Source organism: Flavobacterium sp. T12S277 (assembly GCF_048514875.1).
GTDB lineage: Bacteria > Bacteroidota > Bacteroidia > Flavobacteriales > Flavobacteriaceae > Flavobacterium.
This window is the reverse complement of the sequence record NZ_JBLYEG010000015.1, coordinates 55,540-78,255: the sequence shown is the minus strand read 5'-3', so window position 1 is coordinate 78,255 and position 22,716 is coordinate 55,540. Positions and strand designations below refer to the sequence as shown.

Annotated in this window: 18 protein-coding genes; 7 read left to right on the top strand and 11 right to left on the bottom strand. The window is 38.3% G+C overall.

Translation table 11 applies throughout. The annotated features are described in order from the left end of the window. Positions 1 to 3: 3 nt before the first annotated feature. Together ACN1CN_RS19070 and ACN1CN_RS19065 are read right to left on the bottom strand one after the other, a co-directional pair. Complete coding sequence (locus tag ACN1CN_RS19070; protein WP_419136820.1) at positions 4 to 3,180, bottom strand: SusC/RagA family TonB-linked outer membrane protein; 3,177 nt, start codon at positions 3,178 to 3,180, stop codon at positions 4 to 6. A gap of 46 nt (positions 3,181 to 3,226) precedes the next feature. Continuing rightward, positions 3,227 to 4,654: a glycoside hydrolase family 28 protein gene (locus tag ACN1CN_RS19065; RefSeq protein WP_419136818.1), complete on the bottom strand. Its 1,428-nt coding sequence runs from the start codon at positions 4,652 to 4,654 to the stop codon at positions 3,227 to 3,229. A 284-nt stretch (positions 4,655 to 4,938) separates the two neighbouring features. On the opposite strand from ACN1CN_RS19065, the gene ACN1CN_RS19060 reads away from it, so the two are divergent. After that, positions 4,939 to 5,973, top strand: a complete 1,035-nt coding sequence (locus ACN1CN_RS19060) for a LacI family DNA-binding transcriptional regulator (protein WP_419136816.1) — start codon at positions 4,939 to 4,941, stop codon at positions 5,971 to 5,973. Positions 5,974 to 6,263: 290 nt separating this feature from the next. Here the strand turns inward: ACN1CN_RS19060 and ACN1CN_RS19055 are convergent, their stop codons facing one another. The 8 genes from ACN1CN_RS19055 to ACN1CN_RS19020 all read right to left on the bottom strand — a co-directional run bounded on the left by ACN1CN_RS19055 (position 6,264) and on the right by ACN1CN_RS19020 (position 16,055). Further along, positions 6,264 to 7,886 carry a UxaA family hydrolase gene (locus tag ACN1CN_RS19055; RefSeq protein ID WP_419136814.1) on the bottom strand — a complete coding sequence of 541 codons (1,623 nt, stop codon included), beginning with the start codon at positions 7,884 to 7,886 and terminating at the stop codon, positions 6,264 to 6,266. A gap of 2 nt (positions 7,887 to 7,888) precedes the next feature. Next, positions 7,889 to 9,355: a tagaturonate reductase gene (locus ACN1CN_RS19050; RefSeq protein WP_419136812.1), complete on the bottom strand. Its 1,467-nt coding sequence runs from the start codon at positions 9,353 to 9,355 to the stop codon at positions 7,889 to 7,891. A 209-nt stretch (positions 9,356 to 9,564) separates the two neighbouring features. After that, entirely contained in the window at positions 9,565 to 10,236 is a 672-nt protein-coding gene (locus ACN1CN_RS19045) for a bifunctional 4-hydroxy-2-oxoglutarate aldolase/2-dehydro-3-deoxy-phosphogluconate aldolase (protein WP_291287256.1), read from the bottom strand. 11 nt (positions 10,237 to 10,247) lie between these two features. Beyond that, the gene (locus ACN1CN_RS19040; protein ID WP_419136810.1) at positions 10,248 to 11,270 is read right to left on the bottom strand and encodes a PfkB family carbohydrate kinase; all 1,023 of its coding nucleotides are present in this window, start codon (positions 11,268 to 11,270) and stop codon (positions 10,248 to 10,250) included. 106 nt (positions 11,271 to 11,376) lie between these two features. Next, positions 11,377 to 12,780 (bottom strand): glucuronate isomerase, encoded by a 1,404-nt coding sequence (gene uxaC, locus ACN1CN_RS19035; protein ID WP_419136808.1) that lies wholly within the window; start codon positions 12,778 to 12,780, stop codon positions 11,377 to 11,379. A gap of 24 nt (positions 12,781 to 12,804) precedes the next feature. Further along, the gene (locus ACN1CN_RS19030; RefSeq protein ID WP_419136806.1) at positions 12,805 to 13,596 is read right to left on the bottom strand and encodes a gluconate 5-dehydrogenase; all 792 of its coding nucleotides are present in this window, start codon (positions 13,594 to 13,596) and stop codon (positions 12,805 to 12,807) included. Positions 13,597 to 13,601: 5 nt separating this feature from the next. Next, positions 13,602 to 14,438: a 5-dehydro-4-deoxy-D-glucuronate isomerase gene (gene kduI / locus ACN1CN_RS19025; protein WP_419136804.1), complete on the bottom strand. Its 837-nt coding sequence runs from the start codon at positions 14,436 to 14,438 to the stop codon at positions 13,602 to 13,604. 147 nt (positions 14,439 to 14,585) lie between these two features. Beyond that, the gene (locus ACN1CN_RS19020; protein ID WP_419136803.1) at positions 14,586 to 16,055 is read right to left on the bottom strand and encodes an MFS transporter; all 1,470 of its coding nucleotides are present in this window, start codon (positions 16,053 to 16,055) and stop codon (positions 14,586 to 14,588) included. A gap of 440 nt (positions 16,056 to 16,495) precedes the next feature. Here ACN1CN_RS19020 and ACN1CN_RS19015 point away from each other — a divergent pair, with 440 nt between their 5' ends. The 5 genes from ACN1CN_RS19015 to ACN1CN_RS18995 all read left to right on the top strand — a co-directional run bounded on the left by ACN1CN_RS19015 (position 16,496) and on the right by ACN1CN_RS18995 (position 21,144). Further along, a complete protein-coding gene (locus ACN1CN_RS19015; RefSeq protein ID WP_419136801.1) occupies positions 16,496 to 17,452 on the top strand; it encodes an alpha/beta hydrolase in 957 nt (318 codons plus the stop codon). Between the two features lie 564 nt (positions 17,453 to 18,016). After that, positions 18,017 to 18,331: a hypothetical protein gene (locus ACN1CN_RS19010; RefSeq protein ID WP_419136799.1), complete on the top strand. Its 315-nt coding sequence runs from the start codon at positions 18,017 to 18,019 to the stop codon at positions 18,329 to 18,331. Positions 18,332 to 18,436: 105 nt separating this feature from the next. Continuing rightward, positions 18,437 to 18,997 carry a 2'-5' RNA ligase family protein gene (locus tag ACN1CN_RS19005; RefSeq protein WP_419136797.1) on the top strand — a complete coding sequence of 187 codons (561 nt, stop codon included), beginning with the start codon at positions 18,437 to 18,439 and terminating at the stop codon, positions 18,995 to 18,997. Positions 18,998 to 19,324: 327 nt separating this feature from the next. Continuing rightward, positions 19,325 to 20,248 carry a helix-turn-helix domain-containing protein gene (locus ACN1CN_RS19000; RefSeq protein ID WP_419136795.1) on the top strand — a complete coding sequence of 308 codons (924 nt, stop codon included), beginning with the start codon at positions 19,325 to 19,327 and terminating at the stop codon, positions 20,246 to 20,248. A 131-nt stretch (positions 20,249 to 20,379) separates the two neighbouring features. Then, positions 20,380 to 21,144 carry an SDR family NAD(P)-dependent oxidoreductase gene (locus ACN1CN_RS18995; RefSeq protein ID WP_419136793.1) on the top strand — a complete coding sequence of 255 codons (765 nt, stop codon included), beginning with the start codon at positions 20,380 to 20,382 and terminating at the stop codon, positions 21,142 to 21,144. A gap of 182 nt (positions 21,145 to 21,326) precedes the next feature. Here ACN1CN_RS18995 and ACN1CN_RS18990 read toward each other — a convergent pair whose 3' ends face one another. Next, positions 21,327 to 21,800, bottom strand: coding sequence for a PepSY domain-containing protein (locus ACN1CN_RS18990; protein ID WP_419136791.1), 474 nt, complete (start codon positions 21,798 to 21,800; stop codon positions 21,327 to 21,329). A 149-nt stretch (positions 21,801 to 21,949) separates the two neighbouring features. On the opposite strand from ACN1CN_RS18990, the gene ACN1CN_RS18985 reads away from it, so the two are divergent. After that, the gene (locus tag ACN1CN_RS18985) at positions 21,950 to 22,669 is read left to right on the top strand and encodes a DUF4386 domain-containing protein (protein WP_419136789.1); all 720 of its coding nucleotides are present in this window, start codon (positions 21,950 to 21,952) and stop codon (positions 22,667 to 22,669) included. Positions 22,670 to 22,716 lie beyond the last annotated feature (47 nt).

The following is a 22,716-nucleotide window of genomic DNA, read 5'->3' as shown; positions in this document are numbered from 1 at the left end:
ACTTTAAAATTTTAAACTTAATCCCATCTGAACCGTCATTGTTGCTACGCGATTCACCGCTAATGCTGCAGTTGCCCATTCAGGGTCATATCCTTCATAATTTGTAAATACAAAAGGATTCAACACATTCACATAAAGTCTTAAACTTTTAATTTTTAATTTACTCACCAAATCCTGATCAAAACTATAACCTAAAGCAATGTTTTGCACTTTTACAAAAGAAGCGTCTTTATAAAATGCTACGTTATTGGTATCGTAGTAAACACCCGCTCCACGTGGTAACGGATTTGTGTTTGAATACTGGGCAGGCAAACCTGCACCATTAGCCGGAACATACCAATCGCCAAGATCAAACTTCTGACGTCCTCTGTCGGTAACATCGGCAAAGTTGTCGTGGAATCCGCTAAATACCGTCATTCCCTGATTGGTGATCAAAGACATCGACAAGTCAAATTGTTTTACTTTTAAAGTGGTAGAAAAACTTCCGGACCATTTAGGATCGTAGTTTCCTAAAATAGCTCTGTCGTTATTGGCATCAATTTTACCGTCGTTGTTCAGGTCTTTTACTTTTGCTTCTCCCGGTTTCTGACCGTAAGTAAGGGCCTGTGCTGCTTCGCTCTCCTGCCATACGCCATCAAAAACATAGTTGTAATAAGAGTGAACATTTTCTCCGATAAATAAGTTATTTCCAACATCACTTACCTGATCCTGTCCATAAATCGATTCGAGTTTGTTTACGTTTTTAGTAAAAGTAAAACTCGTTTCCCAACTCACATTTTTAGTCTGAACATTTTTAGTAACCAAGGCAACCTCACTACCTTTATTTCTGATCGAACCTACGTTAGAGGTAATGGTTGGTACTCCAATTTCCAATGGAAGTGCTTGCTGAAACAATAAATCTTTTGACAAACGATTGTACACATCCACACTACCTGAGATTCTGTTATGAGCAAATCCGAAATCTAAACCTAAATTCACCTCTTTTGTTTTTTCCCAGGTCAGGTTTGTATTTCCTAAACTTGAAGCCGTGTAACCATTTGCGATGGTACCGTTGAAATCATAATAAGTAGGATTTTTTAAAACGCTTAAACTCGAATACGGACTTACGTTATCGTTTCCTGTGTACCCAATACTTCCTCTTAGTTTGAAATTAGAAACAAAATCTAATTTTTTCATAAATCCTTCTTCATGAACATTCCATCCTAAGGCTACAGAAGGGAAAGCGGTCCATTTATTATTTTCTGCTAAAACTGATGATCCGTCATAACGTACCGAAGCGGTTAACAAATAACGTCCCTTGTACGCATAATTGAAACGGGCGGCATACGATTCTAAAGTGTTTTTAGAGTACGGTGTGAATACTCCCGAAGGAATTAAGGCGATCGTCCCGGTTGATGGTGTCAAAGAGTAAGTAGACTGAACTCCTGAACCTAAATTGTAAAAACTGGTTTCAAAAGGGTTTTCTCTTGAGGCTGCAAAGTAAGTTTCGGTAGTATTAGAGTAGAAACTCTGAAGTCCTAAAAAGCTAAAAACGTGGTCTTTGTTTAAGGTATAGTTGATGTTAAACTGGTTGTCCCAGGTATAATTAAAATTATTCAGATTCGTTACGTCACCGGATGGTAAACTTTTGTTTTTAAGACCAAAATCGGTTTGAGCACCAAAGGATCTTCCTTCTCTGGCATCCATTTTTCCTGCTGAAAAAGTAGATCGGAACGATAACCAACTGTTGATTTTATATTCTCCAAAAATATTCCCAATAGTGGTGAATCTTTCGATTTCATCAGCCGAATTTGCGATTTCTAAAAGCGGATTATAAGAACCCGTTTTGTTAATCGCCAAATTTCCGTTAGGATATCTTAATGTCCCCGGCTGCTGCGCATAAGTGCCCACAATTTCATTACCGGCAGCATCTATAGCCCAAGGCGACGTATACGGATTTTGTCTGAAAGTTTCCTGCATGGCCGTTGGACTCCCTAACTGTTCGGAAGTCTTAGAAATGGTAAGGTTTACTCCAAATGAAATTTTATCGTTTACCTTATGGTTTAAACCTGCTTTAAAATTGTATTTATCAATTCCTTCATTGTCAATTACTCCGGTTTCTTTCTGAGCTCCCAAACCAATGTTGTAAGACAGTCCGTTATCAGCACGGCCCGAAACATTCAGATAATTGTTTTGTGTCATTCCGCCTTTAAGAACTGTATCCTGCCAGTTGTAGCTTTGATTTTTAGCTACTCGCTGAAATAAAACGGGGTTTGTACCTGCCTGCCCTACAGCTGCATTCAATTCTGAAGCATCAATATCATTATAGGTTGGATTTGTAGCTGAAATAGTGGTTGCCAAAAAAGCCGATTGATGGTAATACCACCATTTTTCAGGACTCATTAGTTTTGGTAATCGAACGGCCTGTTTGTTACCATAAGAGCTGTCAAATGTAACCGTTACACCCGACTTAGCGCTCGTTCCGCTTTTGGTGGTTACAATGATAACCCCACTTCCTCCTCTTGAACCATAAATTGCAGCAGAAGAGGCATCTTTCAGTACGTCCATTCTCGCAATATCCTGCGGATTCAGGAAGTCAATATTGTCACTCGGTACACCGTCTACCACAAAAAGCGGTTTAGAACCATCTTTATTGATCGAGTTTGTTCCTCTGATCACCACATTAAAACCGTCTCCAATTCGGCCACTGTTTGAAGTTACCTGAACTCCGGCAATACCCCCCTGAATGGCTTCCATTGGGTTCGTCACGTTTCTCTCGGTTATTTTAGCCGCCGATAAGGTATTGACAGCCCCTGTAAGATCTGTCTTTTTTGCTGTACCATACCCTACAACCACCACTTCATTAAGTGAGTTCGATTGTTCGGCAAGGCTAACATTTACTTTCGATTTTCCGGCGACACTCACTTCCTGCGTCTGAAAACCTAAGTAGCTTACAATTAAAATAGCTTTGTTACTGGTGACATTTATTTTAAAACTTCCTTCAAAATCTGTAGAAGTTCCATTTTTAGTTCCTTTTTCCTGAATGTTTACACCTGGCAATGATAAACCCGCAGCATCTGTAATTTTCCCCTCTATTGTAGTCGACTGCCCATAAGTGGCGGTGCTCAACAGAAAATTCAGGAAAAATAAAAATACAAGACTGTATTTTATTTTTTTCTTTAATAATGGTCTGATATTCATAATTTTTAAAAATGGTTTGGTTAATTGATAGTTTTTGTTTTAGAAGTTATTCTACTTTTTTTTCATTGATATAGGTATTCATAAATTTGATGTTCTTTACGTTTTTAAGCAGGTGTACGGAGTCTACTTTTTGAATGACTACGTTTTTAAGCGTGATATTTTCAACGGGAGATTGTGCATAACCTTCTGCCCAGATTCCATATTTTCCCCCATTTTTCACTTTTACATTTTCAAGGCTTATGTTTCGGATGGTCGGAATAAAGTTGCCCGTTTGCGATCCGTAGACGTTGTAAAACATGTTTAATTTTAAAACACATTCTTTTACAGTTCCGACTTCAAGATTTCGGACATATACATTTTCTATGACCCCGCCTCTTTTTGAATTGGTTTTGATCCGGATGGCGCGATCCAGATTGGGGCTGTCCATGACACAGTCTTCTACAAAAACGTTGTTGACACCGGCCGATATTTCACTGCCAATAACAACTCCCCCATGACCATCAATCATTTTACAATTCTGAACAATGATATTCTTGCTCGGAATAGCCACACGTCGGCCATCGGCATCTCTTCCTGCTTTGATTGCGATACAATCATCACCGGTATTAAACGTGCAGTTTTTGATGAGAATGTTTTGCGAGTATTCGGGATCACAACCGTCATTATTAGGTCCATGACTGTTTACGGTAACACCATCAATAATGATGTTCATGGATTTTAGAGGATGTAAGATCCAAAAAGGAGCGTTTATGATCGTAATGTCTTTTACCAGAACGGTATTGCATTCAAAAAACTCAATAAAATTAGGGCGCAGGTAACGTCCCTCTCCAAAAACTCTTTCGGGAACCGGAACTCCTTTTTCGGCCATATCTACCAAAACCTCACGGTTCTGCGGGTCATTTTGTGATGGAATTCCTTTTTTCCAGCCGTAATCTTTACCTCCCGACCAAATCCACCAATTGGTGTGATCAGCCTGTCCGTTTAAAGTTCCTTTTCCGGTTATGGCAATGTTGGTTTTGTTCTTTGCATAAATAAGAGGGGAATAATTCATCAGCTCGGTTCCTTCAAATGAGGTATGAACTATAGGATATTCATTAGGATTGATACTAAAAAGAATTTCAGCATGATCGTCCAAATGCAGGTTTACATTGCTTTCTAAATGAATGGCTCCTGTTAGATACTTCCCGTCAGGAACCAGTACTTTTCCACCACCATTCTGAGCACATGTTTTTATTGCTTTTTCAAAGGCTAAGGTGTTTGATGTTTTTCCGTCGGCCACCGCTCCAAAGTCTTTAATATTATAAGTCTTATCCGGAAAGCGGGTTTCGGGAATGCTGTTAACGATGGCTTCTTTGTTTTTCCAGGGATCAGATTCAGAAACTGTCAAAACCTGCTTCCCACAAGACAACATAATGATTCCTGCTGCCACCGCCATTAAAACTGATTTAAACACTAAAACTTTCCCTGTAGTCATTTGTATGATATTTTTGGTTTGATTTCCAAAACAATGCAATTATGTAATCGATTACACGAAAGTAAAAAATAAGTTCCAATGCACCAAATTTATTTGAAAATTAATTATATATTTAATTTTTATTGGGAATTATAATTACACTTAATGTAAAAAAACATATAATTTATTAGCATTGTGCAACTGAAATCGTTTTAATTATAAATTATGGTAATCGATAACAATTTGTGTAACGTTATAAAAAAATATGTATTTTTGTCAGAGATTAATTTGAAAAAACATTTTTCATGAGCGAAAAAATAACCATTTACGATATTGCCGAAAAATTAAATATCACCGCTGCTACTGTTTCCCGGGCGTTAAACAACAATCCGAAAATAAAAGAGAGCACTCGTGAGTTGGTTATTAAAACTGCGGCTTCAATGAATTACAAGCAGAATAAGCTGGCGCTCGCCTTAAAAAGTGGCCGAAGTAATAATATTGGCGTTATCGTTCCTCGTATCGACAGCAACTTTTTTGCTTCGGTAATCAGAGGTATCGAAGAAGAACTTCATCCGCATGGCTATCAGGTTATTATTTGCCAGACGCACGAAAGCCCGAAAAGAGAAAACGAAAATCTATATACTTTAATAGACGCTCAGGTCGACGGCATCATCATGTCGGTTACCGATGTCACGGGAGAAAACGACGGTGCCTTTCAATATGTCTTAGAAAAAAATGTTCCGTTGATCTTTTTTGACAGAAGCAAACATATTGACGGCGTAAGCTCTGTAACGATAAATGATTTTAGAGGCGGTTATTTAACCACCAAACATTTGATCGATGAAGGCTGCAAACAAATTGCACATTTATCCGGAGATCAGTCGCTTGAAATTTTCAAGAACAGGTTCCTCGGTTACAAACAGGCATTACTGGATAGCGGAATCCCTTTTAATGAAGCGTACGTTATTCCGGTTAAAAGTACGGTTGATCACGGAAAAGAGGCTGTTGACCTTTTGCTTCAACTGGAAACTCCTCCCGATGCGATATTCTCATCGAGTGATTTTGCTGCTTTAGGCGCTATACAGGAATTAAAAGAAAGAAACATCAATATTCCGAAAGAATTTTGTGTAGCCGGTTTCAGTAACGAACCTTTTACCAAATTCATGGAGTTATCCATTACCTCTGTAGACCAATCTCCTTTAGAAATGGGGAAAATGTCTGCACGTGTTTTTCTGGAACAGGTTGATAAAACCGAGACTATTAAAATCGAAAAAAAGGTCGTTCTTGCGCCGGAATTGCACATTCGTAAGTCTTCCAGCAGAACAACATCTTCTTCTTAAACAGAATCAGAACACACAAAGTTTATTTTCCCCAATCTTGTCATTTCGACCGAAGGGAGAAATCGCATTAGAGACTCCGCAAAAAATGTCGCCAATCTTTGTCGATTAGCGAGTGTGATTTGCTTCGCCTGTTCGCTATCGCTCGAGTCTCCCTTCGGTCGAAATGACAAACTGGATGAATTACTATAAATATTGCTAAAAAAACAAATAATAAAACCCTAAAAATCAATCTATTTATTGACTTTTAGGGTTCTTTTTTTAATCATTTTATAAATCCAATTTAAATAAACTTAAAGTGAAACTCCTCTTTTCCAGGGAATAAAATCGTTTTGATTTAAGATTGCTGCTTTGGTTTTAATGGTACCACTGGCAACATCGATGATAAATTCCAACATTTCGTCGGCCATTTCGTCGATCGTTTTTTCTCCGGTGATGATTCCGCCGGTATCAATATCAATGATGTCCGACATTTTTTTAGCCAGATCTGTGTTGGATGAAATTTTCACTACGGGTGCGATCGGGTTTCCTGTTGGAGTTCCCAAACCTGTCGTAAACAATACCATATTGGCTCCTGAACCTACCATTGCTGTTGTACATTCAACGTCATTTCCAGGTGTGCAAAGCAAGGTTAATCCTGGTTTTGAAATGTATTCACCATAATCAAAAACACCCGTAATTGGTGATGTACCGCCTTTTTTAGCTGCTCCCGCAGATTTCATCGCATCGGTAATCAATCCGTCTTTGATATTTCCCGGAGAAGGGTTCATATCAAATCCTGAACCGGCATCTACCACCGTTTTTTCGTACCATTTCATCAATTCGAGAAAACGCTCTCCTCCTTCATCTTCCACGCAACGATTGACCAATTCCTGTTCTACCCCGCACAATTCAGGAAATTCCGAAAGAATGGTAGTTCCTCCTAAAGCGGCCAGTAAATCTGACGTTACTCCTAAAGTCGGGTTAGCCGAAATTCCCGAGAATCCGTCTGAACCGCCACATTCTAAACCAATTTTTAGTTTTGACAAAGGTGCCGGAGCTCTTTGTACTTCATTGGCTTTTTTAATTGCTTCAAAGGTATCTTTTACGACACTGCTCAACATGGTTTCGATGGTTCCGATTTGCTGCTGATCGTAAATCAAAACCGGTTTTTTACTGTTTGGATTTATGGCATCTAAAGCATCTTTAAAAATCTGAATCTGCAGATTCTGACAGCCCAAACTCAAAACAGTTGCTCCCGCCACGTTTGGATTGTTTACATAACCCGCCAACAATTTAGCCAAACTATGCGAATCCTGACGAATACCGCCACAACCACCCTGATGCGTGATAAATTTTACTTCGATATTGTTGAATAAATTGGCTTCATTTGAAGCGGCTTCATTTCCTGCACCACCCGTTTCTGATTTGACCAAAGAACGAAGCAACAATTGATAATCGTTTTCCTTCGGTTTCATCAATTCTTTCTCAAAGATGTCTTTTAAGATTTCGATGTTTCGGTTCTCACAAAATACCAATGGAAAAAACAACCATACATTCTCTGTTCCAACTTGCCCGTCTTCTCTGTGATAGCCCATGAAAGTTCTGTCTTTCCATTTGTCAATATTAGGAGCCGTCCAGCCAATCGTTTCTGTTTTTCCGGTAACCTTATCGCTTTCATGTTTGACATTTGCTGTAGAAAGCAAACCTCCCTTTTCAATTTTAGCACTGGCTTTCCCCACCAAAACACCGTACATAATAATCCTGTCACCTATATTAAAAGGAACCATCGCGATTTTATGTTTCATTTTCACATCACTCTCTACAGTAACAGCCGAGCCGTCAAAATCAATCACCTCACCAGCTGAAAGATTCACTAAAGCTACCGCTACGTTGTCAGTAGGATGAACTTTTATTAGTTTTTTTTGCGTTGCCATAACTAAACTTTCTGAGTTACCTTGTTTATTTGTTTTTGAAAATTGGCGAAACCATTTTCAACTCCGTTTGCATCAATTTCTTCCAATGCCACTGCAATTGCTTTTGTTAATCCCGGCAGCAGAGTTAAATCCTCGTCCCAGAAATTTTTATTTTGCAAAGTCAGTCGCGCTATTTTTTCATAATCATCCGATTTCCAAAGACTGTCAAAAAAAGAGACGATATCCTCACTGTCATTAACCGGCAAGGCCTGCCCTTTCCAAGTTCCTTTGTAGAAACGAATTAAGGCCGCAAATGCAAATGTTAAATGAACCGGAAGTTTCTCGTGAATCGCTACATAACCTGTCAAACTAGGCAATACCCTTACTTTGAATTTTGAAACTGAATTTAATGCAATAGATGAGAGTAAATGCTTGATAAACGGGTTTCTGAAACGATCCAAAATTTCTTCAGAGAAACTGGCCAATTCTACTTTGTCCATGTTCAAGGTCTCATTAATTTCCTCAAAAACAGCTTTGTTTACGAAAGCTCCTGTAAAAGCATTATCAACCGTTTCTTTTACTGTTTCGTTGCCATAAAGCATTGAAAAAGGAACCATAGCGGTATGTGCTCCATTCAGAATTCTCACCTTGCGCGTGCGGTAAGGCTGCATGTCTGCCACGATTTTCACATCTAAAGCGGTTTGATCAAACGGAAGTTTTGCTTTTAGCTGATCATCGCCTTCAATCACCCATAAAAAGAAGCTTTCGGCACTTACAATCAAATCGTCTTTATAAGTTAACTGGCTGTTGTATTCTTCGATCTGGTCTTTAGGATAACCCGGTACAATTCGGTCTACCAAGGTATTGTGAAAAGAACAGCTGTTGGTTAACCAGGAAATAAATTCTTCTTCCAGTTTCCAATCAGCACAATATTTTAAAATAATTTCTTTTAAAGTATCTGAATTGTAATTGATTAATTCACAAGGAATAATCGTTAAAGCTTTGTCTGCCGCACCGTTAAAATGTTTGAATCTTTCATACAAAAGCACCGTTAATTTAGCCGGAAATGAAACCGGTGGCTGCATCGCCAGCTGATCGGATTCGATGTATTCGATACCTGCTTCGGTTGTATTTGAAATGATAAAAGCCAGTTCTTCTTCTTTGGCTAAAGCCAGATATTCCTGAAAAGAAGCGTAAGGATCCACTGCTTTCACGATATTGCTAATCAATTCTTTCTCCTGAATTTCTTCTCCTTTTTTAACGCCCTTCATAAACAGGGTATATAGTCCGTCCTGAGCATTAATCATATTCACCAAACCTCTGTCAATAGGCTGTACTACGGCAATTCCTGCATTAAAACCAGCGTCCTGATTTAATTTTTGAAAAGCGTATTCGACAAAGGCTCTCAAAAAGTTACCTTCTCCAAACTGAACTATTTTTATAGGAAGTTTTTCTGAAAAACCTGAGTTTTCTCTGTTTATTTTTTCCATTACTTTTCTCTTAAAGTGTTACAAATAACCACGTTTAATCTCTTACTTCCGCTCCTTCTCTCGTCTTGTAAAAGAAACATTACGCTTGTGTGAGGAAAACAAATCTTGCTGTGAGGATTCACAAAATTTATTTATCAAGCGTAATGCTCAATTACAATTTCTAAAATCTAAAAAAACGCATGTTAAATAAGGATTGGCATGATTACTCCTTATTTATTTTTAATATTTTTTATGATCTCAAGAACCTGACTGACTTTTGTTTTTAGTCCGTCAAAATCATTGTTATCCAATATGTCTTTTGAAATTAACTGTGACCCGATCCCAACACAGGTTGCTCCTGCATTAAACCACGAAGTCAGGCTGTCTACTGTTGGCAAAACTCCGCCGGTAGGCATAATACTTGTCCACGGGCAAGGGCCTTTTATAGCCTTTATAAATTCCGGTCCGTAAATATCCCCTGGGAACAGTTTTACTATTTCGCATCCTAATTCTTCGGCTCTCGCAATTTCCGTCAAAGTTCCACAGCCCGGAGACCAAAGCACTTTTCGGCGATTACAGGCGATTGCTATATCTTCTCTAAAAACCGGCGTTACGATAAAATTTGCTCCTAAACTCATATACAACGAAGCCGCAGCCGCATCTGTAACAGAACCTACACCAAGCATCATTCCCGGTAATTCTGCCAAAGCATACTTGTTTAAAGCACCAAAAACTTCATGAGCAAAATCTCCCCTGCTTGTAAACTCCATTAATCGTGCGCCTCCATCATAACAGGCTTTTAGTACTTTCTTGCTTATTTCGATATCTGAATGAAAGAATAGCGGAACCATTCCGTTCTCTTTCATCGTTAAAGCCACTTCTATTCTTGAATATTTTGCCATATTTAAATCAATTATCTGGATACTAATCCGGCAGAATCACCATCTATTATATTTTCAACTTCTTTTAAGGTTACCAGATTATAATCTCCGGCTATGGTATGTTTTAAACAGCAGGCGGCCACTGCAAAATCTAGGGCCCGCTGATGGTTATTCTGATATTGTTGCAATCCGTAAATTAAACCTCCCATAAAGGCATCTCCGCTTCCTACTCGGTCTACAACTGGCGTTACTTCTTTTACGGCTGCCTGATAAATGGCTTTTCCGTCAAACAAAATTCCGCCAATTCTCTGGTGTGAAGCATTTACAGAATAACGCAGGGTTGTGGCTACTGTTTTTAAATTCGGAATCAAATCAAACAATTTGCGGTACAAAACCGGAAGTGATTTCTCCTCCTGATAATCCGGATTGACTTTCGGAATTCCAAGCATAAAATAAGCGGTATCAATATCTCCTAAAACAACGTTGCAGTATTGCAAGAGCTCCGGCATTACGTCGGCTGGCGTTTTTCCATATTGCCATAATTTTGATCTGTAATTCAAATCACAGGAAATTGTGATTCCCAACTTATGAGCCGCTTTCACTGCTTCTAAACAGGCTTCGGCAGCACTTTGAGAAATTGCCGGCGTAATTCCGCTCCAATGAAACCAAGTTGCTCCTTCGAGCACTTTCTCCCAGTCAATCATTCCTTTTTCAATAGTTGCCATTGAGCTGTGGGCACGATCATAAACAACATTACTGCCGCGTGTTCCTGCACCGGTTTCCAGAAAATAAATCCCTAAACGTTCGCCTCCGTACACTACGTTACGGGACTCTACATTCATTTTTCGCATTTCTTTTAAGGCCGAAACCCCAATTTCATTCTCGGGTAATCTTGTTACAAATTCTGCATTGACACCATAGTTCGTCAAAGACACGCAAACGTTAAATTCGCCGCCGCCATATGTAGCGCCAAATGCTGTAGCTTGCGAAAAACGCAAATGTCTTTCAGTCGACAAACGCAACATGATTTCCCCAAATGCAACTACTTTACTCATATTTATTATTATTTTTTTGCCACAGATTATTATGATTAAAAAGATTTTAAGCTTTGACGCTAAAACTCTTTCTTCTCACATTTCACACTTCACATTTCACATTTCACTAAAAACCGAAATATCCTTTTGCATTGTTATACGAAATATCAGCCACTAATTTTCCAATCCATTCCATATCATTCGGAAGCTCACCGCGTTGGATTTCATCTCCCAGAAGATTGCATAAAATACGTCTGAAATACTCATGTCTCGGGAACGACAGAAAGCTTCTTGAATCTGTTAGCATCCCCACGAAACAGCTGATTAACCCCATATTGGAAAGGGCATTTAATTGTTTCGTCATTCCGTCTTTCTGATCCAAAAACCACCAGCCTGATCCAAACTGCACTTTTCCTCTGACACTACCGTCATTGAAATTTCCAATCATGGTTGCCATAACCTCATTATCAGCCGGATTTAGGTTATAAATAATGGTTTTGGTCAATTTATCCTGACTGTCCAGGGCATTTAAAAAGCCGGATAGTTTTTGTGCCTGCGGATAATCTCCTATAGAATCCCAACCTGTGTCCGGTCCTAAAATTCGATGCATACGGGCGTTGTTATTTCGCAATGCTCCTAAATGAAACTGCTGTACCCATCCAAATTCATGATAGGTTTCGGACAAGAATAACAATACAGCGCTTTGAAATTTTAAAATTTCTTCGGGGCTTAAAATTCTGTTTTCTCTTTTCTTTTTGAAAATGGTGTTGATTTCATTTTCTGTAAAATCTTCAAAGTAAATCTGATCCAGACCATGATCGCTCAATTTACAGCCATTTTGATTGAAAAACTCAATTCGGTTTCTTAAGGCACTGCACAAATCTGAGTAGGTGTGTATTGCAACTCCGGACACATCCCCTAATGTGTCCAGATATGCATTATAGCCATCATTAGAAATTAAGATCGCTTTATCAGGTCTGAATGCTGTACTCATTTTGGTTCCGATTGGATTTTTTGCCAGTTTCTGATGAAACTCCAAATTATCAATAGGATCTTCGGTGGTACAAACCAATTCAGCGTTTACTTTTTTAAGCAAATTTTGTGTGCTGTAGGCTGGAGAGTTAATTTTCTCCGTGGTTTCGATGTATATTTTCTCCGCCGATTTTTCATTCAGCAAATCATAAATATCAAAATAACGGGCCAGTTCTAAGTGTGTCCAATGGTACAAAGGATTGCGCATGGTATACGGAACTGTTTTCGCCCAGTTTAAGAACTTATCTTTGTCGGAAGCAGTTCCGGTTACAAACTGCTCGTTAATCCCTAAGGTACGCATCGCACGCCATTTGTAGTGATCTCCGTTGATCCACACCTTTGTAATGGTATCAAAAATTTTATCTTCGGCAATAAATTGCGGGTTCAAATGGTTGTGGTAATCTATGATGGGCTGATTTTTAGCGTAAGCGTGATACAACTCTTCGGCAAATTTATTTTCAAGTAAAAAATTATCGTTTATGAAGGTATTTGAACTCATGTCTGTTTAATATAATTGAACTAATTATTCGTTTGACGGCTTGCCAATTGTTGCCAAAATTCCACCATCGACATACAAAATATGACCGTTGACAAAGTCACTGGCTTTTGAAGATAAAAATATAGCTGCTCCTGCTAAGTCACTGGCTTCTCCCCATTTTGCGGCCGGCGTTCTGCTGATGATAAAATCGTTAAACGGATGCCCGTCAACGCGGATCGGTTTGGTTTGCTCGGTAGCAAAATAACCGGGGCCAATGCCATTGATCTGAACATTGTGTTTGGCCCATTCGGTAGCCATGTTTTTAGTAAGCATTTTCAAACCGCCTTTTGCAGCAGCATAAGCTCCTACTGTACTGCGGCCTAACTCACTCATCATCGAACAAATGTTGATTATCTTACCTCGTCTTCTTTCAATCATTCCTCTCACCACGTGCTTTGATACAATAAACGGACTTACCAGATCAATATCGATAACTTCCCTAAAATCGGCGACTTCCATTTCGATCAGCGGAATCCTTTTGATGATTCCGGCATTATTGATCAGGATATCAATGGGACCCACTTCATTTTCAATTTGTCGAATGGCGGCAATCACTTCCATCTCATCGGTTACATTAAACTTATAACCCACCGCATGAATTCCGTCTTTTTCAAGTTCGGCTACAGCAGCATCAATTTTTTGTTGAGAAGAGTTACCGTTTATTACAATTGTTGCACCTGCCTCACCCAATCCTTTTGCCATTGCCATCCCCAGTCCGTGTGTACTTCCTGTAATCAGGGCAACTTTTCCTTTTATATCAAACAATGAGTTTACCATAATTTCTATCTTAAATCGGTGATTTTACACACATCCATATCTCCATAATCTAAATTCTCACCGGCCATTCCCCAGATAAAAGTATAATTACTGGTTCCGGAACCGGAGTGGATGGACCAGGGTGGTGAAATAACGGCCTGATGATTGTTCATCCAAATATGTCTTGTTTCCTGAGGCTGCCCCATAAAATGGCAAACGGCCTGATTTTCGGGAATGTCGAGATAAAAATACACTTCCATTCTGCGATCGTGTACGTGTGCCGGCATGGTATTCCAAACACTTCCGGGTCTTAACTCGGTCATTCCCATCTGCAACTGGCAGGTGGTTACAACACCTCCAATGATCATTTGGTTTACGGTACGGTGATTGGCGGTTTCCATAGTACCCAATTCCAGTTTATTGGCTTCCGCCAGACTTACTTTTACCGTTGGATAGGTAGTGTGGGCCGGAGCCGAATTGATATAAAATTTTGCAGGATTCTTACTGTCATCGCTTTTAAAGATTACTTCTTTGTTACCGCTTCCGATATACAAAGCATCTTTAAAATCCAATTCAAAAGAAACTCCTTCTACTACTACAGCTCCCTTACCTCCTACATTGATGATGCCTATTTCTCTTCTTTCCAAAAAATAACCAGCTTTAAGCGGATCAATACTTTCTAAAGCCAGATCCTTTAACGGAACTGCCGATCCGGCTATGTATCGGTCATAATGAGAATAGGTTAATACAATCTCATCTTCCTGCATCAGGTCATCAATTAAAAATTCATTTCTCAATTCCTGAGTATCATACTTTTTCACCGCTTCGGGGCTTGACGCGTATCTTGAGCTATATTTTGTCATAATTATATTTTAATGTAATCGATTGCACAAAATTAGATTTTTATCCTTAAAAACCATAATTGAAACTAAAAATTTATTTTATTTTTTATTAATACTTCTCTCTTCTATCCTGATACTGAACGACAGTTTACCGGACTTCCGAAAATTTTAAAGATTGGTTATCGGACTGTATTTTGGCACTAACGTTTTCATTACTGACCAGCCTGTTAAGTAACAAACGGCACAAATAGAGAAAATGATAAAGTAGCCGGCCTCAATTCCATGAAAGCCCATAAACGACATATTATTTTCTTTCGCATAATCAAACAGCATTCCTGATCCCTTGTTGATAAAAGTTGAACCAACACCTCCTGCTAAACCGCCAATTCCGGTAATCGTTGCAATGGCTTTTTTAGGAAACATATCTCCCACAGTGGTAAAAATATTAGCCGACCATGATTGGTGAGCCGCCCCTGCAATACCAATAATAACTACAGGAACCCAATAACTTATGTACCCTAAAGGCTGTGCAATTAAAGCCAGTAACGGAAAAAATGCAAAAATCAACATGGCTCTCATTCTGCCTTCGTAAGGGTTCATTCCTTTTTTCTCCACAAAATAGGTTGGCAACCACCCCCCAATAATAGACAGCAGGGTGATCATATACAAAACAAATAAAGGCAAAGCGGCCTGCGTAGAATCCATTCCGTAAACAGAGCTCAGGTAAGCCGGCGTCCAGAATAAGAAAAACCACCATACACCATCGGTCATAAACTTTCCAAAAGCGAATGCCCAGGTTTGTTTGTATTTAAAACAATCTACAAAAGATACTTTGTCTTTGGTTTCCGGAACATATCCTTCTAACTTACTGTCGGCCACATCATCCTGTTGAATATATTCTAACTCTGCAGCACTTACTTTTGGGTGTTTTTCAGGTTTATCATACATGAAAATCCAGAATCCCATCCAGACAAAGCCTAAAGCTCCAATAATGATAAACGCCATTTCCCATCCGAACGATTTTGCAATAAATGGAATGGATATAGGAGCTGCTAATGCCCCAACAGTGGCACCTGCATTAAAAATACTGGTTGAAAATGCCCTGTCTTTTTTAGGAAAATATTCGGCTGTTGTTTTAATAGCTGCCGGAAAATTTCCTGCTTCTCCTACCGCCAAAACAAAACGGGCGAAGATGAACAAGGTTACACTTACATTGATTACCAATCCGGTATCTTTTACAAGGTGAATCGCTTCCTTCGCTCCTTCAAAGCCTACAAACCAGTTTCCCGTAATGATTCCGGCTGTGGCAATACCACAAAAGGCATGCAAACAAGCTCCAAAAGACCAGATTCCAATCGCCCAGAGAAATCCTTTTTTGGTATCCATCCAATCTACAAATCTTCCTGCAAACAGCAGCGAAACAGCATAAAATATAGAAAACAAGGCGGTTATATTTCCATAATCATTATTCGTCCAATGAAACTCCGGCGCAATAAAATCGCTCCAGGTTAAGGAAAGTACCTGTCTGTCTAAGTAATTAATGGTTGTCGCAAAAAATAGCAACGCACATATACTCCAACGATAACTTCCTGTAATTTTTTTGGTTTGGCTCATAATAACTGCATCTGTTTGGTTCATGGTAATGGTTTATTATAAAATTGATATTTTTTCGGGTAGTTTAATCTGTAGTTAACACACGATACAAAAACGGCAGCACCTTTGAATTTAATCTAGCAAAATTAAACAAATGTAATCGATTGCACAAATATAGTTTTAAATCTTTATATTCCAAATAAATTATAGAAAAAATTAATTTAAACTCATAATTAAACATATCAATCAAAAAAAAGAACTCAAAATTAAAGATTAAACAATATATTTGTTAAAAGCTATTGTGTGAAATTTGTCCGTTTTATGTATCAAAATTGTCCAGAAAACTTTCACTTTTGATGAATCCCCAGTAATTCTGCAATCTACAGGGCAAAAGTCATTTGTTACATTTTTACCGGAACTAAAATCTGATCAAAAATTTTGCGATTAAAACTCCCATTTCATTCACTTAAAAATTCAAATAATTCATGAAAAAATTGCCTTTTTTAAAACACTATACCATCAAAGAAGTACTTCTAACGCTATTTTTACTCACCATAATACAGTCTAAATTACACGCACAAGATCAAATCATACCACTGTGGAATACGATTCCAGGAGCTATAAAAGCTTCTAATTATATAGAAAACGAATCTCTTAAAGACGGAAAAGTACAAAGCACGAGTTTAGTCAGCATTCCAACTCTGAGTATTTTTTTACCGAAAAATCCTAAACCCAATCAGACCGCTGTTCTTATTTTCCCGGGCGGAGGATATCAGCATTTAGCAATAGACAAAGAAGGCACGAAAGTTGCCAACTGGCTGAATCGTTTAGGAATTGCCGCTTTTGTGGTCAAATACAGATTGCCTAGTGATCAGATCATGAAAAATAAAAATACCGGCCCATTACAGGATGCGCAGGAAGCCATGCGTTATGTGAGGCAAAATGCGGCCAAATACAACATAGACAGCAACAAAATTGGTATTATTGGTTTCTCAGCGGGAGGACATTTGGCCTCGACCTTAGCCACTCATTACGACGATGTGACCTACGAAACAAATTCTACAATAAGTGCTCGTCCTGATTTTTCGCTATTGATCTATCCGGTAATTTCGATGCAAAATGATATTACGCATAAAGGTTCCCAAACGAGTCTGCTTGGAAACCATCCCCCTCAGGAGTTACTGGATTTTTATTCGAACGAGAAGAAAGTTACGTCAAAGACTCCTGCAGCTTTTTTAATTCACGCTACCGATGATACAGTGGTTTTGTCAGAGAATAGCATCAATTACTACCTTGCGCTCAAAAAAAATGGCGTTCCGACTGAGTTACATCTTTATGAAAAAGGCGGGCATGGTTTTGGTCTGGGAGTCAACGATACCAGTAAATTCTGGACCAAAGATTGTGAAGAATGGCTTAAAGCTAATGGGTACGCCACATTTTAAAGAAAAATAAACGCAAAAAAAAAGGGTCTTTAGACTCGGTTAACCAACCAACCAAATCTAAAAACCCTATAAAAATAAGACTCTTTTGTACTCTTGCAAATTCATACAAAGCTTATACCCACGATCAAATGAATAAGTCAAATTTTCATTGTAATTAAAAAAATTGTTTCTCCAAAAACAGTTAATTATAGCAACCTACATGCCGCATAAAAGGTAAACACGACATAACCCACGGTTTCTACGGCGCAAAAGTACATGCAACTTTAGAGAAATCATTACGCCTTTCCACATTCCAAAAATCTTTTTCGCTCTACTACCGCTAAGTCACTGACTGTCTGAATCAGCAGGGGGTAAAAATCTTTTATTTTTTTTCTGAGGTACTGAGGTGCTAAGGTTTTGAAAACTTTGTGGTTTTCTTATTCTAGATTAAGTTGAAACAAATTCTTTACTAGTAAATTTGTCAAACACATGTCTTTTTCTAAGGTACTAAGATTGTGGAATCTAAAACCTTAGAACCTTAGTGTCTCAGAACCTCAGTACCTTAGAAAAAAAACTCTACTAACTATGAAAACATACGAATTTTTAATACTTGGAAAAAACCAGGCGATACTGGAAATTTTGCTGCGACTGGTCAATGCTTATGAAAACTGGAATGCAGTTGGTTTCAGTGACGAAAAATTAGCTCAGGAGTATTTTCTGAACCACAAAATAGATATTGTTCTTTTGAGTTCGGGAATTGAAGATCATATCGAGAAGGAATTTACCTCTTTCTGCCTGAAAGAACAACCTAATGTCGAAGTTATTGAACATTTTGGAGGGGGAAGCGGATTGTTAAAATCAGAAATAGAGCATCGACTACATCTTAAAGGAAATTTATAGACCGGAGCATTTCTTCGCGTGTGGCCTCACGTTTTAAAGGGACTGATCTTAAACCGTCCGAATCCAAACGGTTTATTTAAATTTGCACCAAACCAAACGCCAAAAATGGAAAAGAAATATTCAGTTGTTATTCACCCGTCGCAAGAAATAATTGAGGCTATCAAAGTAATGAAAGAACTTTTAGCTGCTGAAATTGGATGGTACAACAGTAAGAATTCAATAGCGCATATTACGATTTGTGAATTTTCAACTGACGATTCTCAAATAGATAAATTCAGACAAAGGCTTTTAAAAGTTTGTAATAGCTATACTCCTTTTCAGGTGCTACTAGATCATTTTGGCTCGTATGAAAGCGGTGCTTTTTTCATTGCTCCAAATGAAGAATCAAAGAAGGATTTAAAACCGATTATGAAAAAAACACAGGAGGCATTACTGCTTTCTAATCTTAAAAAAAGTAGCGATCCTCATATTTCTATTGGCCGGAAACTGACTCCCGAGCATCTTAAAACAGCATCACAGCTTTTTACCACAATTGCAATGGATTTTTTATGCGAAGCAATAGTTCTACGCGAATTCGACCCTATAAAAAAACAGTTTTTTGTGATTGATTCGATCCCTTTTGGCAGTAATCCCCAGCCGGAATTAATCCAGGGAAGTTTGTTTTAAATGTGAAGTGTGAGATGTGAAACTTGAAATCTGAAAACTCTCGCTCAGCCTAGTCTCCTTACCTCATACACTTTCCAATTATTCAGTTTTGTCATTTCGACCGAAGGGAGAAATCACACCAGAAACTACGCAAACTAAGTCGACAATCTCTGTCGCTCCTCGTATGTGATTTCTCGTTCCTCGAAATGACAAGATTGCGCAAACCTGAAACTTGAAACCTGAAACTTGAAACCTGAAACTTGAAACCTGAAACCTGAAACCTGAAACTTGGAATTTGGAATTTGATATTTAGAATTTCCGTATATTTGAATTTTACAATTCTCAGCTATGAAATCACTGGATTCCTTTTACAAAGATATTACTGAAGGCTCGTCTGTTGAACCGAGTTCTTTATTGCCTAATGACATTCAAAAAGAAATTGGTCATTTTAATGTGTTTGATATTAAGGAGCTTCTGGAACGGCTTCAAGGGAAAGCGATCATGCCTTACGACCGACGTGCCTATTACAAAATCAGCTTGATTAAAGGTCGAAACCGCGCCGAATATGCTGATAAAATAATCGAGATTGAAAAACAGGGCCTTCTGTTTGCTACGCCAAAAATCCCATACAATTATTTGCCACAGGACACTAATCAGTCGGGACAATTTTGTGTGTTTACCAGTGAGTTTTTATCAAAAACAAAAAGCGGAATTGATTTAGACGAACTTCCGATTTTTGCTTCTGACGGTTATCCTGTTTTTCAGCTAACGGACGAAGAAGTGACCGAAGTAGAATTGATTTTCAACAAAATACAAAAAGAAATCAACTCCGATTATATTTACAAATACGATTTGATTCGGAATTATGTCGCTGAGTTAATTCACTTCGGGCAAAAATTACAGCCTATAACGGCCTTGTATTCGAAACACAATTCGGCAGCCAGAGTTTCCTCTTTATTTGCTGAACTGCTAGAACGACAATTTCCGATTGAATCTCCAAATCAGCGATTACAGCTCAGAACCGCCAAAGATTTTGCAGAAAGATTATCGGTTCATGTGAATCATCTCAATAAGGTTCTAAAAGAAAATACCGGAAAAACTACAACCGAATTAATCAGCAGCCGTTTGACCAGTGAAGCCAAAATTCTTTTAAAACAAACAGACTGGAATATCTCCGAAATTGCTTTTTCTTTGGGTTTTGAAGAATTAGCCCATTTCTCGAATTTCTTTAAAAAACAAACCTCTTTTACCCCTTTGGCCTTCCGTACCTAATTTCTTGATTTGAATTTTGCAAACTTCGGTTTGATATTTACAACTCCCCACTCCTGCTTCGCTCCTACCTTTGTATTGTGAATTTAAAGAATGATTTCAACACAAACAATCATAATAAAAACAAATATAAAATGGCAGTAAACACAAAAATTGCTCTGGTTACCGGTGGTAGCAGAGGTTTAGGGAAAAATATGGCAATCGCAATTGCCAAAAAAGGAATCGACGTGATCATTACTTATAACAGTAAAAAAGACGAAGCCGATTCAGTTGTAAAAGAGATTGAGGGTTTAGGGCAAAAAGCAGCCGCTCTTCAATTAAATGTGGCTGATTCCGGTACATTTGATCCCTTTTTCAACTCTATTTCAGAAGCTTTGAAAAGTACTTTTAACACGGATACGTTTGACTTTTTAGTAAACAATGCCGGAATTGGACTCCACAATTCATTTATAGGAACAACAGAAGCCGAATTCGACCAATTGACTAATATACAGTTTAAAGGCCCCTTTTTCTTAACACAAAAAGCACTAAAGCTCATGAATGATGGTGGCGGAATTGTAAATATCTCAACCGGTCTGGCAAGATTTTCTTTTCCGGGTTATGCGGCCTATGCCTCTATGAAAGGTGCTATTGAAACGCTAACAAAATATCAGGCCAAAGAATTGGGCGAACGAAAAATCAGAGCCAATGTAGTGGCTCCGGGCGCTATCGAAACCGATTTTGGTGGCGGAGTGGTACGCGACAACGAACAATTAAACAAAAACTTAGCTGCAGTTACCGCCCTGGGAAGAGTGGGCTTACCGGACGATATTGGTGGTGTAGTTGCCTTTTTATGTACCGAAGATGCACGCTGGGTAAACGCGCAACGCATCGAAGTTTCAGGCGGAATGAATTTGTAATTTTTATTTTGCGAATCTATAATTAAACCCGACAGGTTTTTGAAACCTGTCGGGTTTGGTAAACGGATTTCGACTATTTCGTTTTAAATAACTTATTGCGGTACTAAAAAACTAAACCCGACAGGTTTTAAAAACCTGTCGGGTTTGTCCTTTTTAATATATTGAGTTAGTAAGAATGCTTTTTAATCTTTTTCGATGATTACATCAAAACCTCCATTTTTATCAAACACCACATCGTAGAATTTGGAGTTTTTTTGTACTCCGACCTCGTAGGTCGTTTTATTTTTATCATCAACTACAACCGCTAGTTCTTTGATAGCACTGGCAGGGTAATTTTTCTTCAGATAGGCTTGTGCTTTTTGTGGCAGCTGACTTAACGGAATTTGCAACTCAAAGGCTTTCAGAACTCCTAAATTATCGTAAACCGCCAACGCATTGGTATTTTTATCCTTTTTGAATTTGGCCTCATATCGAATTTCGTCATCATCATCTCCAACGTATTTTAAAGTCCATACCGGAACTTTACCGGGATATTCTTTCTGAAAAGTAAACACTACTTTTTCGGGTGGAGTCACCACTTTGTTGGGATAAACTTCATTTTGCCCTATTAAAAAGCTGCTATACAAAAAGAGAATCATTAGGAGTAGGTTTTTCATCTGGCCCAATTTTAAATTAACAGTCCTTACAATCACGTATTAAAATTACTACTTTATTCTGAAGAAAAAATGATCTTATAAAAAAATGTTAAAATAAACGGTAACAATGTTCTTTCTCAGGCGTCTTACGAGAAACCAAAACCACAAAAATGAATGCTAGCCTGAAAAATTTTGAAACCTCACCACAATTTTATGCCCGTATAGCCGGTGCCTTATATCTGGTGATTATTGTCATGGGATTCTTCGCCGAGACCTTTGTCAGAAACAAATTGTTTGTGCCCGCAGACGCTAACGCAACGGCCAATAACATTATACATTCACAATTTTTATGGAAAATTGGCATTACGGCAGATCTCATCATGCAAATTTGCGATTTACCTGTAATGATTATTCTCTATTACCTGCTAAAACCCGTAAACCGAAAACTGGCTCTTTTAAATTTATCGTTTAATTTGATTCAGACTGCCGTTTTAGTAGCCAATAAACTCAATCTTCTCGCGGCTTTGTTCTTTTTGGGTGACGCTGCTTATTTAAAATCTTTCCACCCGGATCAATTGCACACCTTGTCGTATCTTTCGATCAAACTGCATGATTTTGGTTTCGGAATCGGATTGATCTTTTTCGGATTTGTATGTCTGCTGGAAGGCTATATGATCTTTAAATCGGGCTACTTTCCAAAAGCAATCGGAGTTTTAATGGCCATTGCCGGAATCTGTTATCTCACCAATAGTTTTGCCTTAATTCTGGCTCCACAACTTTCGAGTATTCTTTTATTAATGCCTTGTTTAATTGCTGAATTGTCACTTAGTTTATGGCTTGTCTTTAAAGGCGTAAAACTTCCTGAATGGAAAGAGAAAATACTATCCTGAAACTTGTAACTAATACAAACATATCAAAAAAGCCTGCCGGAAATAAC

Coding starts and splice junctions, on each gene's coding strand:
- ACN1CN_RS19070 (WP_419136820.1), bottom strand. CDS start 3,180: ATGAATATCAGACCATTATTAAAGAAAAAAATAAAATACAGTCTTGTA.
- ACN1CN_RS19065 (WP_419136818.1), bottom strand. CDS start 4,654: ATGACTACAGGGAAAGTTTTAGTGTTTAAATCAGTTTTAATGGCGGTG.
- ACN1CN_RS19060 (WP_419136816.1), top strand. CDS start 4,939: ATGAGCGAAAAAATAACCATTTACGATATTGCCGAAAAATTAAATATC.
- ACN1CN_RS19055 (WP_419136814.1), bottom strand. CDS start 7,886: ATGGCAACGCAAAAAAAACTAATAAAAGTTCATCCTACTGACAACGTA.
- ACN1CN_RS19050 (WP_419136812.1), bottom strand. CDS start 9,355: ATGGAAAAAATAAACAGAGAAAACTCAGGTTTTTCAGAAAAACTTCCT.
- ACN1CN_RS19045 (WP_291287256.1), bottom strand. CDS start 10,236: ATGGCAAAATATTCAAGAATAGAAGTGGCTTTAACGATGAAAGAGAAC.
- ACN1CN_RS19040 (WP_419136810.1), bottom strand. CDS start 11,270: ATGAGTAAAGTAGTTGCATTTGGGGAAATCATGTTGCGTTTGTCGACT.
- uxaC (WP_419136808.1), bottom strand. CDS start 12,780: ATGAGTTCAAATACCTTCATAAACGATAATTTTTTACTTGAAAATAAA.
- ACN1CN_RS19030 (WP_419136806.1), bottom strand. CDS start 13,596: ATGGTAAACTCATTGTTTGATATAAAAGGAAAAGTTGCCCTGATTACA.
- kduI (WP_419136804.1), bottom strand. CDS start 14,438: ATGACAAAATATAGCTCAAGATACGCGTCAAGCCCCGAAGCGGTGAAA.
- ACN1CN_RS19020 (WP_419136803.1), bottom strand. CDS start 16,055: ATGAACCAAACAGATGCAGTTATTATGAGCCAAACCAAAAAAATTACA.
- ACN1CN_RS19015 (WP_419136801.1), top strand. CDS start 16,496: ATGAAAAAATTGCCTTTTTTAAAACACTATACCATCAAAGAAGTACTT.
- ACN1CN_RS19010 (WP_419136799.1), top strand. CDS start 18,017: ATGAAAACATACGAATTTTTAATACTTGGAAAAAACCAGGCGATACTG.
- ACN1CN_RS19005 (WP_419136797.1), top strand. CDS start 18,437: ATGGAAAAGAAATATTCAGTTGTTATTCACCCGTCGCAAGAAATAATT.
- ACN1CN_RS19000 (WP_419136795.1), top strand. CDS start 19,325: ATGAAATCACTGGATTCCTTTTACAAAGATATTACTGAAGGCTCGTCT.
- ACN1CN_RS18995 (WP_419136793.1), top strand. CDS start 20,380: ATGGCAGTAAACACAAAAATTGCTCTGGTTACCGGTGGTAGCAGAGGT.
- ACN1CN_RS18990 (WP_419136791.1), bottom strand. CDS start 21,800: ATGAAAAACCTACTCCTAATGATTCTCTTTTTGTATAGCAGCTTTTTA.
- ACN1CN_RS18985 (WP_419136789.1), top strand. CDS start 21,950: ATGAATGCTAGCCTGAAAAATTTTGAAACCTCACCACAATTTTATGCC.